General features: G+C 62.3%; 11 protein-coding genes and 2 pseudogenes. 6 read left to right on the top strand and 7 right to left on the bottom strand.

Annotation, left to right across the window (positions count from 1 at the left end):
• Positions 1-39 precede the first annotated feature (39 nt).
• Together DEF76_RS10515 and DEF76_RS20360 are read right to left on the bottom strand one after the other, a co-directional pair.
• On the bottom strand, positions 40-750 hold the full coding sequence (locus tag DEF76_RS10515; protein ID WP_240318976.1) for a tetratricopeptide repeat protein: 711 nt from the start codon (positions 748-750) through the stop codon (positions 40-42).
• Positions 751-843: 93 nt separating this feature from the next.
• Positions 844-1,029: pseudogene (locus DEF76_RS20360) on the bottom strand (hypothetical protein); the annotation flags it as partial.
• A 40-nt stretch (positions 1,030-1,069) separates the two neighbouring features.
• Between DEF76_RS20360 and DEF76_RS10510 the strand changes: the two are divergent.
• Positions 1,070-1,788: pseudogene (locus tag DEF76_RS10510) on the top strand (IS5 family transposase); the annotation flags it as partial.
• Positions 1,789-1,837: 49 nt separating this feature from the next.
• Here the strand turns inward: DEF76_RS10510 and DEF76_RS10505 are convergent.
• The 5 genes from DEF76_RS10505 to DEF76_RS10485 all read right to left on the bottom strand — a co-directional run bounded on the left by DEF76_RS10505 (position 1,838) and on the right by DEF76_RS10485 (position 8,529).
• The gene (locus tag DEF76_RS10505; protein ID WP_114912292.1) at positions 1,838-3,244 is read right to left on the bottom strand and encodes a WcbI family polysaccharide biosynthesis putative acetyltransferase; all 1,407 of its coding nucleotides are present in this window, start codon (positions 3,242-3,244) and stop codon (positions 1,838-1,840) included.
• A 279-nt stretch (positions 3,245-3,523) separates the two neighbouring features.
• Complete coding sequence (locus tag DEF76_RS10500) at positions 3,524-6,313, bottom strand: WcbI family polysaccharide biosynthesis putative acetyltransferase (RefSeq protein ID WP_114912291.1); 2,790 nt, start codon at positions 6,311-6,313, stop codon at positions 3,524-3,526.
• Positions 6,314-6,332: 19 nt separating this feature from the next.
• Positions 6,333-6,776 (bottom strand): manganese-binding transcriptional regulator MntR, encoded by a 444-nt coding sequence (gene mntR / locus DEF76_RS10495; protein ID WP_114912290.1) that lies wholly within the window; start codon positions 6,774-6,776, stop codon positions 6,333-6,335.
• 18 nt (positions 6,777-6,794) lie between these two features.
• Positions 6,795-7,103 (bottom strand): putative quinol monooxygenase, encoded by a 309-nt coding sequence (locus DEF76_RS10490; RefSeq protein ID WP_114912289.1) that lies wholly within the window; start codon positions 7,101-7,103, stop codon positions 6,795-6,797.
• 28 nt (positions 7,104-7,131) lie between these two features.
• Positions 7,132-8,529 carry an MmgE/PrpD family protein gene (locus DEF76_RS10485; protein ID WP_114912288.1) on the bottom strand — a complete coding sequence of 466 codons (1,398 nt, stop codon included), beginning with the start codon at positions 8,527-8,529 and terminating at the stop codon, positions 7,132-7,134.
• A 114-nt stretch (positions 8,530-8,643) separates the two neighbouring features.
• Here DEF76_RS10485 and DEF76_RS10480 point away from each other — a divergent pair, with 114 nt between their 5' ends.
• From DEF76_RS10480 to DEF76_RS10460, 5 genes are read left to right on the top strand one after another with little or no spacing between them, the layout of a single operon-like run.
• Positions 8,644-9,594 (top strand): lytic murein transglycosylase, encoded by a 951-nt coding sequence (locus DEF76_RS10480; protein ID WP_114912287.1) that lies wholly within the window; start codon positions 8,644-8,646, stop codon positions 9,592-9,594.
• Positions 9,591-10,559, top strand: coding sequence for a septal ring lytic transglycosylase RlpA family protein (locus DEF76_RS10475; protein ID WP_114912286.1), 969 nt, complete (start codon positions 9,591-9,593; stop codon positions 10,557-10,559). Before DEF76_RS10480 ends, DEF76_RS10475 begins: the two co-directional genes overlap by 4 nt.
• 17 nt (positions 10,560-10,576) lie before the next feature.
• Positions 10,577-11,782 carry a D-alanyl-D-alanine carboxypeptidase family protein gene (locus DEF76_RS10470; RefSeq protein ID WP_114912285.1) on the top strand — a complete coding sequence of 402 codons (1,206 nt, stop codon included), beginning with the start codon at positions 10,577-10,579 and terminating at the stop codon, positions 11,780-11,782.
• 12 nt (positions 11,783-11,794) lie between these two features.
• Positions 11,795-12,421, top strand: coding sequence for a dTMP kinase (gene tmk, locus DEF76_RS10465; RefSeq protein WP_114912284.1), 627 nt, complete (start codon positions 11,795-11,797; stop codon positions 12,419-12,421).
• Positions 12,418-13,461 (top strand): DNA polymerase III subunit delta', encoded by a 1,044-nt coding sequence (locus DEF76_RS10460; RefSeq protein ID WP_114912283.1) that lies wholly within the window; start codon positions 12,418-12,420, stop codon positions 13,459-13,461. Before tmk ends, DEF76_RS10460 begins: the two co-directional genes overlap by 4 nt.
• The last annotated feature ends 7 nt before the right edge of the window (positions 13,462-13,468 follow it).

The following is a 13,468-nucleotide window of genomic DNA, read 5'->3' as shown; positions in this document are numbered from 1 at the left end:
CGGGCGGAGGCGGCAATAGACTAGCATAATCTCCGTTATTTATGGCCCAAAAACCTGCCGCGGCGCAAAAATCCGGTGCCAGAAACCATGCCGTGACGCATCTGGCGCTGGGGCGACGGGTGGTGCCGGGGGCTCGGCCGCGATCGGCTTTGGTGTGGCCGGGTCTAGCGTTGCGGCGTTCTCCTCCGCTGGCGTTACCGCAATTTTTTCCGCCAAGCGAAGTGCCTCGGCGAGTTGCTGCTCCATGTCTTCGCCAGTGCGGCCAAGGGCGATGGCCTGCCGATAGGCATCGGCGGCCTCGCCCGGCCTTCCCGCTCTCATCAGGAGATTGCCGAGATGGCAAAAGAGATCGCCATCCTCCGGGAGCAAGGCGAGCGCGGCGCGAGCAAATTTTATTCCATCATTCCAACGTTCGAGAGCGGAATATACGTGACTTAGCGCACCGAGCGCGCCGGCGCGGTCGGGTTCAATCTCGCAGGCACGGCGAAATGCTGCTTCTGCGGCTTCGATCTCGCCCGCCGCTGCGCGCATATGGCCGAGATGTTCCCAATAACGTGCCTTTTCAGGTGCGCGCCGGGCCGCTTCCTCCGCAGCCGTCGCCGCTTCGGCCCTCTGTCCGAGATGATCGAGAGCCGTTGAAAGCCACCAATGCCAATCCGGATCGCGATCATCGTGTGCGAGAGCGGCGCGGAAGGCCCGCTCAGCCTCCGCGAATTTTCCGGCGTGTAGAAGATCCTGGCCTTCGAGCAAACTTGCATATCCGGAACTATCAACGGCTGGCGTCTCTTGCTTTTGAGAAACCACGTTATCAAGCAGGTGCCGCAAGTTGGCGTTTTCAGGCTCCAACGCCAACCCGGAGCGAAATGCCTGCTCTGCTGCGTCACGGTCGCCCGTGGCCAGCAAAAGATTGCCAAGATGTTCATACATATAGACATTATCGGGCTGAAATTTGAGAGAATTACGTGCTGCCGTGACAGCCTCATTCCAGCGGCGAAGCCCCCCGAGGACATGACTTAGAGCCCCTTTCAAAACCGCTTGTACCTTGATTCAATTTGATTCATGAAGGGGCATGCCCGCGCCCCAACTCTCCGACAGCCTGTGGTCGATCCTCGAACCCTTGCTCCCTCCGCCGCGCCCGCGGCCAAAGGGTGGCCGGCCGCCGATCTCGGCACGCGCCGCGCTGACGGGCATTCTGTTTGTGCTACGCAGCGGCATTCCCTGGGAGATGTTGCCTCGCGAGATGGGCTGCGGCTCTGGGGTAACCTGCTGGCGGCGCCTGCGCGACTGGCAAGCGGCCGGCGTTTGGGAGCGGTTGCACCGCGAGTTGCTGCGCCGCTTGCAAGACGCCAACCGCATCGACTGGAGCCGGGCCGCGCTGGACAGTTCCGCCATCGCGGCAAAAAAGGGGGTGCCGCGACCGGGCCGAACCCGACCGATCGGGGCCGTCCCGGCACGAAACGCCACCTCGTCACGGACCGTCACGGTATCCCGCTCACGTTCGCCCTGACCGGGGCCAATGTGCATGACAGCGTGCCCTTCGAGCAGATGCTCGATGCGATCCCAGCGATCCGCGGCAAGCGCGGCCGGCCGCGGCGCAGGCCGAGAAAGCTGCACGCGGACAAGGCCTATGATCATCGCCGCTGCCGCCGCGCCTGCCGGCAGCGAGGCATCACGCCGCGCATCGCCCGGCGCGGCGTCGAGACCAGCGAGCGTCTCGGCCGCTATCGCTGGGTCATCGAACGCACCTTCGCCTGGCTCAATCGCTTCCGGCGTCTCACCATCCGCTACGAGCGGCGCATCGATATCCACAGCGCGTTTACAAGCATCGCTTGCTCCCTCATCGCCCTCCGGGCTCTGGAGGGAAGGTTTTGAAAGGGACTCTAAGGGCGCCCAGGCTACCGGCTTGGGATGGACGAATAGCGAGTGAGCGGGAAAACGCGTTCTCGGAAGCTTCGAGATCCCCGTGCGCCGCATGTAAATGTCCAAGATGGGCAAGAGTATCATAATCAAGTGGGTCGAGGGCGCAAAGCATGTCAAGGATACCGCAAGCGTCTTGGTGCCGCCCTTGCTTTTCCAATGCGGTGCCAAGTAGCCGCAAAAGGGAAGGTCGGTTAGGGAGCAGCGTCATGGCGCGACGCAAAATTGATTCAGCTCCAGCTAAGTCGCCTTTATTTATAAGTAATTCACCAAGATACTCTAACGTCTGTGGCAGTTCATCTTGGTCATCATGAAGCAAAACAGCGGCCTGTGCAGCCTTAGAGATCGCTTCGTCCGGTCTATTGACTGCTAAAAGGGCTCGGCTATAATGGATAAGACCATATCCAGATTGAGGAGAAATTTGCAGAGCCTTATCAAATTGCAATATAGACTCTTCATTTCTTCCTTTGTTATAGAGCATTATCACGATATCTAAATTTTCATTGAATTCAAATCGTACATATCGGTTAATATATTCAGAGAATGTGTAACGCCCGTCCGAGTAATAACGATAACGTTGATTTTCGGCTATGAACTCGAGACCAAAATGGCGGGCAACTTGCGGGTGTATAGGGGTAACGTCGCTGCCCGCATGTGGGTTGCCGGGATACAACCTGTTGAGGCGGTCAATCAGGCGCGGTTCCACGTCGAGTCGCCCGAAGAGTTCATTTATCAACAAAAGCGATAATGACCGGCGGAAATGCCCGGGACTGGAAAAAAGAAGCTCTTTTTGAAAATGGTCGCGGATAAATTTTGCAATCTCGTAACCACAGGACTTGTCTCGATTTTCGATAACACCAAGAGCCATTTCTAAGCGTCTGTCAAGATTAATCGCTTTATGAATATCTTCATTTAAATATTTATCAACTATTTCATGAGGTGGTAGATTTTTATCTAGCAGCTTATTCAAATAGAAATCGCCCTTCTCCGCATTATATGGGTCAATCGGCGGGTTGTGTATATAGGTTTTATTCAGAGGGTGAGCAAATCCACCGTACGGCCAATATATACCAACTGCTGAAATCCATGGCACATAATGAACTTTTCCACGAACGGAAAATTTAGATAAATCTATTTCTTGAGTATTATCAAATTTTTGAGTTACTATGACATCGCAGCCATTTATGAACGAAGCATTATCATGTAATTCACCAACATAATTCGGAATATATTTAATTTCATCGTCAGTGTAAGGTAATATATAATCTTTATAGGCATGAAATATTGTTTCCGCTTGACAGTTACCAAGAAATGCAATTTTCTTCATGTCACGTCCTCTCTGGTAGTTTCATATATAGATTAAATATTTTTTGTAGCAGTTCTCCAATTTCTCATATCATTTTTATACTCAAGGTGGTTCATAATTCTAATATATTTTTCGTTCCAATCGTCAATAATATAAATTTCTGGACAGGAAATTTTACAAATTTTGCTATAATTAACTGCTGATATTACAGAAATTGTAAAACTATCTGGACCAGTTACAACATGAACATCAGTTTTCTTTATCCCTTCTTTTTTTAATTGCAAAATATGATTTATAGACTTAATCAAGGCAACTTTTATTATGTAGTTTTTTTTTGCTTGCAATTATAGGGCTATTATAAAAATAACAAAAAAAATCTTTGTACTTGTCTTTATTATTAAAATATTCTAATGAATTTACAGAAACATAATTGACGACCTCTCCATTTTCATATCCCCAATGCGCAATACACGGAGAAATGCAGATAAATTCAGATTTTTCGAAATTTATATTTGGTATAGGCGCTATTATACTATCGTCGGCATCGATGTATATGCCGCCATTGACATATAAATACGCGAGGCGGAACAAATCAGACTTCATGGCCGGATGAAAACAATGCTCAAATGCCTCAGCATATTTCGGGGGAAAATTATCCAATATGAATTTTAATGCGGATGATTCGTTAAATAATAGATGAGAGCCAGGTGAGACGGACGCACGCCAAGCCGCTATTAATTCCAGCACATCTGACGGTGGGTCCAGAGAGTCCCAAAATTGAACTATATTAATCTCTTTACAATAATTATCGATAAAATTACTCTTCTTTATTATTTTGTTATACATACTGATTTCAACTATTTTTTTTGCGTACAGATTCCGATTTATGTGCGCATCTTCAAAGCATTCTTGGTTGGGGAAATTAACATCATCAACAAAGCTGACATCATTGTTTGGAGTCATGGATTTAATCTCCGGTAGTTGCAAATGGTTCAAAAGACTGCCAATCTCGCTGTCATCGGGGTGAATGTTGAGACCGGCACGGGCAACCTCAATTGCTTCAGCCTTGCGCTCAAGAGCGTAAAGGGTGTGACTCAGCGGACCATGCACGCCTTTCCGCCCTGGCTCCAGAAATAGCGCGTGACGGAACGCTCGCTCTGCCTCCGCCATCTTGCGGTGCGCGGCAAGAAGATGGCCGAGATGGCCAAAAAATTCGGCCTCATGTGGGGCGAGTGAAACGGCCATCCAAGCCGCCTCAATGGCGGCTGCGCCGTTTCCAATCTGAGCTTCGGACCGTGAAAGCCAAAATAAGGCTTTGGGATGATCCGCAAGCGCACGGAAGGCTGCGGAAGCTGAAATGAAGTCATTCGCATAGAAAAGAGCTTGCCCAGCTAAGAGTAGAGCACGTTTAACTTCGAACAATGCCTGTGCCTCCGCCAGAGCCACTAATTCATCCGGCGGTGCCGCGCCTTCGAAGGCGCAGGCGATGGAGGCCGAAAGCCGTGCCGCCGCTTCCTCGCGCCCCTGCGCCGCGAGTGCGGCGGCGAGGCCGCGATAGGGTTCGGGGTCGCTGGGATCAGCGCGGATCGCCTCACGAAACACCGCTTCCGCGCCGGCCGCGTCCCCGCTCGCCCGCAGGAGATTGCCGAGATGGCGGCGAAGATCGCGGTTCTCCGGCGTCTCCGCCAGCGCCGCGCGGGCATCGGCGATCGCTTCCTCCCACCGCTCGAGCGCCGCCAGAGTATGGCTCCGCGCCGCGCGCACCCCCTCGATATGTGGCGCGAGGCCGAGGGCGTGCGAAAACGCCATGACCGCGCCGGCGCTATCTCCCCGCCCGGCAAGCAAATGGCCGCGCTGCACGTGAAGCTCATAATCGAGCGGGTCTTTGTCCGCGAGCGTCGCGACCAGCGCCCCGGCCTCCGCCCGCCTCCCTTGTCGCTCCCAATGCAAGGCCAGCAGCCGCAGCCAGGGCGTGTGTTCCGGCTCCAGCGCCACCGCCCGCTCATAAGCCACGCGCGCCGATGCGACCTCCCCGGCGTTGGTGAGGAGATTGCCGAGATGGGCGAAATATTCGCCATCACGCGGGTTGCGCGAAACCGCTTCCCGCGCCGCCGCCAGCGCCTCGGGCAGCGCGCCCTCGGCGGTGTAAACATGGCTGAGCAGCACCCAGGCGCGATCGGCCTCCGGATACGCGCCAAGCCCGGCGCGCAGCCGCGCGATCGCCTCGGCGTTTTGCCCCTGGCGGGCGTGGTAATGGCCACGGGCAAAATCCTCGCACCAGTCAAAGCGCAGATAGCGGCCGATGAATTCGGCGAAGGTGAAATCACCATCGAGCCAGAACGGATAACGTGTCGCCTCATTCGCCCAAACGAGGCCGAAATGCGCGGCGAGACGCGGATGCACCGGCAGCGCATCCTGCAGGAACAAGCTGCGGCGGATGAGACGGGGCAGGCGGGCGATCAGATGCTCGGCAACCCCGAGCCGCGCAAAACAGCGTTCGACGACATGGAGAAAAATCCGCCGGCTGGGATGATAGGGGGTAAGAAAAATCGGCTCCTCACGGAAATAGCGCTCCATCAGATCGGCGACCGCGAAGCCGGTTTTCTCGTCACGCTGGCGTTGCAGCGCGAGAGTCATCTCCAATCTGCGATCCAATCTCACTTTTTGATTGATATCGAGATCGAGATAGCGCGCCGCCGCTTCCTCTTCCGGCACCTCCTCGCGCATCAGCCGGTTGAGAAAAGCGTCACTCAATTGGATCGGGTAGGGGCCGGAGTCCGAAAATTCGCTCCGCGCGCTGCGGGGATGCGCCTCATACGCATAAGGCCAGAGGAACTGGCAATTGACATAGGGCACCGCGATCACCGGCGCCGTAAGGCCGAGATCGGCGGGATCGCTGCGTCGCGAGAAATCGAACACCAGCTCGACAATGACATCGGCGCGTTCCAACGCCGCGCGATGGGCCTCATCATTGTCACGAAAGGCCGGGACGTGAAACGCCCGCTCTCCGGTAAACGGCGCGACAAATCGGTTAAAGGCGTCCGTCAACGCTTGGGCCTGACAGTTGCCGACGAAGACGACCCGCCGCATGCCTCTCTCCTCGGTGATGTCAGCCCCCGAGCTTGCCAGCTTTTCGGAGATAATTCATCATTTTTTGCATGGCCCGCAGGGTCGTCTCGCTGGCGTGATGTTCCATGCCCTCGGCGTCTTCCCGCGCCGTCGCCTCATCGACGCCGATCGCCTGCAAAAATCCGGCGACGATTTCGTGGCGCGCCCGCGCCCGCTGCGCCAGCGCCCGCCCAGCCTCGGTGAGCAAAACGGCGCTATAGGGCTCGGTTTCGACCAGCCCATCGCGCGCGAGCCGCCCGACGGTGCGGATCACCGTGACATGCGAGACGCCGAGGGCGCGCGCGATTTCGGCGGCCCGCGCCTCTCCGCGCTCGCGGATGAGATCATCGATCAGCTCGACATAATCCTCGGCGATCTCGCCTTGGCGGTCATCGCGGGCGCGGACGAAGCGGTTGCGCGCGGCGGGCGGGGCAGGCGGGCACATGGTCGCGGTGGGCAAGCCTCAGACGGGTTCGAGGACATGGATGACGCGGCTTGCGATCCACTCCTTGGTTTTCGCGGCATAGGCGGCCATGTGCGGCGCCGCGGCGTGGGCGGCCAGCGCCTCGCGGCTCTCCCATTTCTCGATCACGACGAAGGTATCGGGGCCGAACGGAGTCTGAATCCGGCCCATCCCCTCGGCGTCGATCGCCGGGCCATATTCGAGGCAGCCGGCCTCCGCCCGCACCAGCGGGATATTGGCGCGAAAGGCCGCGAGGATGTTCTCGCGCTGGCCGGGTTTCGCGGTGATGATGGCGATAACGTGGATCATGGGCGTCCTTTCGGGGTGGGGGATTGGGTCACTCGCCGGCGAGCCGCGCCGCCATCAGCGGCGAAGCAAGGCGCATGAGACCCGCGACCTCGCCGGCACTGTCGATCGCAAGCGCCGCATCGGCGAGCCGCGCCGCCCGCTCGGCCCCGAGCACGGCATCGGCGAGGCCGGCGAATTTGGCGCGGAGTTCGGCTTCGGTCGGAAAATTCTCCGGCTCGCCACGGGCAATGACGATTTTTTCGGAATACGCCCGCCCGCCGGCGGTCACCGTCACCCGCCCGGCCATGAAACGCGGGAATTCGGCCTCGATCTCGGGATCCTCGACCGGCGTCACGCGGGCCATCAGGGCGCGGATCTCGGGGTCGTCGAGCAAGCGATAGCTGTCCCAGCCCATCGCGCCGCGGGCAAGGGCGCAGGCGATCACGAACGGGCCGCTGAACTGACCATCGACGACATTTTGCGGATCGCGCTTCTTTGCGAGCGGCGCCCCGATCAGCAGCATGCCAGCGCGCGGCAGGCCGAGCGTCACCGCCTCGATGTCGGCGGGTTTGAGCCCATATTTGGCACGGAGCGCGAGCGCCGCATCGATCCCGGCATGGCCATAGCGGCAGGACGGATAGGGCTTGACCGCGGTTTGCATCAGCTCGAACGCCTCCCCGAGGCCGGCGAGCGCGCGCGCCGGATCGGGGGCGGGGGCATAGGCGGCAAGAAACCCGTGTTTGCCCTCGAACGCCTCGGCCGCACCCTTGAACCCCTCCCGCGCAAGCGTTGCGGCGCTGAGCCCGGCCATCGCCGCCCAGCCGACCTGAAACCGCTTGGTCCAGGCGCCATTGGCAAGAAACTGTAGGCTGCCGGCGCATTGGCTAAGCGCGATGCCGAACGCGGACGCCACCCCATCGGCATCGAGCCCGAACACCCGCGCCGCCGCCGCCGCCGCGCCAAACGCGCCGCAGGTCGCGGTCGGGTGAAAGCCGCGATCGTAATGGGCGCTAGCGGGGAGGGCGAGGGCGATGCGGCAGGTGATTTCATAGCCGGCGATGATCGCGGCCAGCGTCTCCGCTCCGCTCGCCCCCGCCATTTCGGCCGCCGCCAGTGCCGCCGGGATCACCGGCGCGCCGGGATGGAGCGAGCCGGCGGCGTGCGTGTCGTCAAAATCGAGCGAGTGGCCGAGCGCGCCATTGAGCAGCGCAGCCCCCGCCGGCGTGTAGCGCGCCGAGTCGCCGAAGACCCCGGCATTGCCGGCGGCGAGGCCGAGCGCGCGGCTGGCGGCGAGCAGCGCCGGCGTGCTTTCGGCGTCATGCCGGGCGCGGACGATGTTGCCGATGAGATCGAGCACGAGCAGGCGCGCGCGGGCGACGACGGCGGGCGGCAGGCGCTCGAGCCGGATCGCGGCGGTGAAACGGGAGAGATCAGCGGTAAGACCCATGGCACGTTCCCTCGGCTTTCTGACATTCCCCCATCTTTCGCGCATTTCCGCCCTGCTTGCCAAGCGGCTCGGCGGGAATGGCGGAGCGGGCGCTGCTGTGGCAGAGGAAGGGGCATGATTTCCCGCCGATTCTTGCTTGCGGCTTCGCCCTGGGCGCTCACTGTGACGCCGCGGGTGGCGCGCGCCGATGGTAATTTTTCGCATTTTCTCGCGCAATTCCGCGCAAAAGCGATCGCCGCCGGCATTGGCCGCGCGACGCTCGATCGTGCGCTCGCCGGCGTAAGCCCCGACCTGCGGGTGATCGCGCTCGACCGCCGCCAGCCGGAATTCACCCAAACCTGGGCGCACTATGCCGCGAGCCGGCTGTCGCCGGCGCGCATTGCCGCCGGGCGGGCGGCGATGGCGCGGCATCGGGCGCTGCTCCGCGATGTCGAGACTGCTTATGGCGTGCCGCCTTCGGTGATCGTCGCGATCTGGGGGTTGGAATCGAATTACGGGACCTACACGGGTGATTTTCCGACGATCCCGGCGCTCGCGACGTTGGCCTGGGAGGGGCGGCGGGCGGCGCTGTTCACCGGCGAGCTGATCGCCGCCTTGCGCATCATCGAGGGCGGCATGGCGCCGTCGCGGCTCACCGGCAGCTATGCCGGCGCGATGGGCCAGCCGCAATTCATGCCGAGCGCGTATCGGCGCTATGGCGTTGATTTCAATGGCGATGGCGTGTGCGACATCTGGACCGATACCGCCGATGTTCTGGCCTCGATCGCCCGTTATCTCGCTGACCATGGCTGGGTGCACGGCGCCGGCTGGGGCCAGGCGGTGGTCCTGCCGCCTGATCTCGATGCGGCGCATGCCGGCGCGCGGCGGTTTTCCGAGTGGCAAGCGCTCGGCGTTGCCCCGCGCGGCGGCGATTTCGCCGATCCCGACGCGAGCGCCCGCCTCACGCTACCCGCCGCCGGCGAAGCTTTTCTGGTCTCATCCAACTTCCAGGTGATAAAATCCTACAATGCATCGGATTTCTATGCGCTAGTGGTGGGGTTGTTGAGCGAAAAGGTGAGGGGATGAAGCGCGCGGCTTTGGTGGCGTTGGTGCTGCTTGCCGGCTGTGGCCCGGCCGGCGCCGATCAGTCCGGGAATTCCGGGATCTCGGCGCTGAAAAGCTTTTTCGCGAGACTTTTTCATGGTGGCGCGACGCCACCGATCGAAAGCCCGCATTACGTCGTCGGCAAGCCCTATCAAGCCGGCGGGGTCTGGTATTATCCCGAGGAACGTTTCCATTATCAGGCGAGCGGCCTTGCCAGCGTCGATCCCGCCGATCACGCGGCCCTGACCGCGGATGGCGAACGCTACGATCCTGGCGCCATGGCGGCGGCGCATCAAACCCTGCAATTGCCGGCGATCGCGCGGCTGACTGATCTCGAAACCGGCCGCCAAGTGGTGGTGCGGATCAATGACCGGGGGCCTGCGAATCCCGGACGGCTGCTTTCCGTGACGCCTAAGGTTGCGGAATTGCTGGGTTTTCCGGCCTCGGGCGTCGCTCAGATCCGGGTCGAACTCGATGCCGCCGAGAGCATGGCGCTGGCCGAGGAGATGGGCGGGCATCTCAACGCCCAGGTCGCGGCGGCGCCGCGCGATTCCGTCGAGGCCACCGATCTGCCGCCGCCGAATGGCGGCTCGCCGGCGGCGCCAGGCGCCCCACGCCCCGTTTCCCCCGCCGCCGGCGTCGATCCGCTGGCGGTCGGCAAGCTCGCGGTGCCGCTGCATCTGCCGCCGAGCGTGAGCCAGGGCCCGCCCGATCCCGGCCGCCTCTATATCGACTGCGGCACGTTCAGCAGCGCCGAATACGCCTATCGCGAGCAGGCCAGGCTCGTCGGCCTGCCGGCGCGGGTCGAGCGTCGGTTGGTCGAGGGGCAGGAAAGCGATATCGTGCGCGTCGGCCCGCTCGCCTCCGTCGCGGAGGCCGATCAGGCGCTGGCGAAAGTATTGCAGGCCGGCGTCACCGGCGCCGTCATCGTGATCGATACGCCTTGAGAACGGGAGCCCGCGCCATGGTGAGCCGCCGCTTTTTGCTGTTGGCCAGCGTCACTTTTGGTGCCGCCGCCGGCCCACTTGCCGCGGCGCCAAAGCCCAAACATGCGGCGCCGGCCCCCGCCGCGCCAGCCCCCCCGACGACGCCGGCGACGACCCCGCTCGGCCCGGTCGATACCGCGGCGCGCTGGGCTTTCGCGACCGATTACACCACCGGCGCCGATCTGCTCGACAAGGACGCCGACGTTGCGATGGTACCGTCCTCGATGACCAAGCTGATGACGATCTACATCGTCTACGGCATGCTCAAAGCGGGACGCTTGCAGCTCGATCAGATGTTGCCGGTGAGCGAGCGCGCCTGGCGCACCGGCGGGTCGAAGATGTTCGTGCCTTACCCGGGCAGCGTCCGCGTCGAGGATCTGATCCGCGGCGTCGTCGTCGATTCCGGGAACGATGCCTGCATCGTGTTCGCCGAGGCGATCGCGGGCTCTGAGGAACAATTCGTCGATCTCATGAACCAGCGCGCGAAAGATCTCGGCCTAACCCGTTCGGTGTTCAAGAATTGCACCGGGCTGCCCGATCCCGGCCATGTCATGTCCTGCCGCGACATTGCGACGCTGGCCGCCGCCTTGATCCGCAATTTTCCTGAATATTATCACTACGACTCAGAAAAAACTTTCAAATACAATAATATAGAGCAATATAATCGCAACCCGCTGGTGCAAAAGGGCATCGCCGACGGGCTCAAGACCGGGCACACCGATGCCGGCGGCTATGGCGTCGTCGCCAGCACCGAGCGCGCCGGGCGGCGGGTGATCCTGGTGCTGAACGGCATGGAAACCTCGCATCAGCGCGGCGAGGAAGCCGAGCGGCTGATGGAATGGGCGTTCCGCGAGTTCGAGGACGTGACCCTGCTTGCCGCCAATGACCCGGTCGATCGCGCCCCGGTCTGGCTCGGCGCCGCGCCCTCGGTCGCCCTCGTCACCGGGCGCGATGTCGTGGTGACGATGCCGCGGCAATGGCAAAACAAAGCGAAGCTCACCGCGCAATATACGGCGCCGCTCGCAGCACCGGTGGCGAAAGGGGCGGTGGTCGGCAAGCTCACGCTCTCGGGTCAGGGCGTGCCGGCGATGGAAATCCCGCTCCATGCCGCCGATGACGTGCCGCGTCTCGCGCTCCCGAACCGGGCGCTCGCGGTGTTGACCCATTATCTGACCGGCGGCTGAGCAGGGCCCGGCATGGCGCGCGGCTTTTTCATCACCTTGGAAGGCGGCGAGGGGGCGGGAAAATCGACCCAGGCGCGCCTGCTCGCCGCGTCCTTCGCGCGGGCCGGCTTGCCTGTTCTTGCAACGCGTGAGCCCGGCGGCACGGCGGAAGCGGAGCGGCTGCGCGCTCTTCTGCTCGATCCCGCGCTCACCTGGACGCCGCTTGCTGAGACGCTGCTCCACGGCGCCGCCCGCGCCGAGCATGTCGCGAAGGTGATCCGGCCGGCGCGCGACGGCGGAACCCATGTCGTTTGCGACCGTTTCGCCGATTCGACGCTCGCCTATCAGGGGTACGGCCAGGGCTGCGATCTGCAGGCGATCGCAACGCTCGCCGGGGTGATCGATCTGCGCCCCGATCTTACGCTCGTTCTCGATCTCGCGCCGGCGGTGAGCCGGGCGAGGCTTGCCGCGCGCGGCGCCGGCGCGGATCGCTATGAGCGGCTCGGCGCCGCGTTTTTCGCCCGCGTGCGGGAGGGGTTTCGCGCCATTGCCGATGCCGATCCCGAGCGTTGCGTCGTGATCCCCGCCGACGACGAGGAAGCCCGCATCGCCGCGCGGATTGTCGAGGCCGTGCGGGCGCGGCTCGGGCTTTCGCTGTGACCGACGCCGCCCCCGCGCCGCGTGCCAATCCTTGGCTTCTCGGCCATGCGGCGGCAGAGGCGGCATTGGTCGAGGCGGTGCGCGCCGGCCGCCTGCATCATGCCTGGCTGATTGCCGGGCCGGCGGGGATCGGCAAAGCGACGCTCGCGTTTCGTTTCACCCGCTGGCTGCTCGCCGGGGCGCCGGCGCCGCATGGCCGAGCCGGGGAGGCGGCAAGTCTCGCGCTCGATCCCGCGCATCCGGTGTTCCGCCGCGTCGCTGCCGGCAGCCACGCCGATCTCCTCACCATCGAACGCGGCTTCGATGACAAGCGCCGCCGCCAGCGTCGCGAGATTTTGGTCGATGATGTGCGCGCGCTCGGCGGCTTTCTGCGTCTGACGCCGGCCGAGGGCGGCTGGCGCGTCGTGGTGGTGGATGGCGCCGAAGGGCTGAACCGCAACGCCGCCAATGCTTTGCTCAAGCTGCTCGAGGAGCCGCCGCCGCGGGCGCTTCTGCTGCTCGTCTGCAGTGCGCCGGGGCGGCTGTTGCCGACGCTGCGCAGCCGCTGCCGCATCCTTCGTCTCGCCCCGCTCGCTCTGCCGGTGATGGAGGGGCTGCTCGAACAGCTCTTGCCCGAGACCGCCCTCGCCGAGCGCGCGCGCCTTGCCGCCCTTGCCGAGGGCGCGCCCGGCCGGGCACTGGCTCTCGCCGAGGAGGACGGCTTGCGTCTTGCCGGCCTGGTGGCCGAGACCCTGGCCGCGCTGCCCGCCCTGACGCCGGATCGCGCCCACGCGATCGCCGATCGCGTGCTCGCCGGCGAGGAGGACGCTTTCGAGGTGTTCGCCGATCTTCTGCGCGATACCCTTGCGCGGGCGCTGCGTGAGGCCGGGCGCGGCGGCGCGGCGCCGGCCTGGCTTGGCGCGCGCCCTCTTGAAGCCTGGGCGGAGCTATGGCACGCCGTTGGGCGCCTGCGCGATGACACCGGGCGATTTTATCTCGACAAGCGCGAGGCCACCTTGATGACATTGTCCCGCGCCGCCGATATCGCCGCACCCCGATGAGCGAGAC

The organism is Acidibrevibacterium fodinaquatile (assembly GCF_003352165.1).
GTDB classification, from domain to species: domain Bacteria; phylum Pseudomonadota; class Alphaproteobacteria; order Acetobacterales; family Acetobacteraceae; genus Acidibrevibacterium; species Acidibrevibacterium fodinaquatile.
This window is presented reverse-complemented; position numbering and strand designations above follow the sequence as displayed.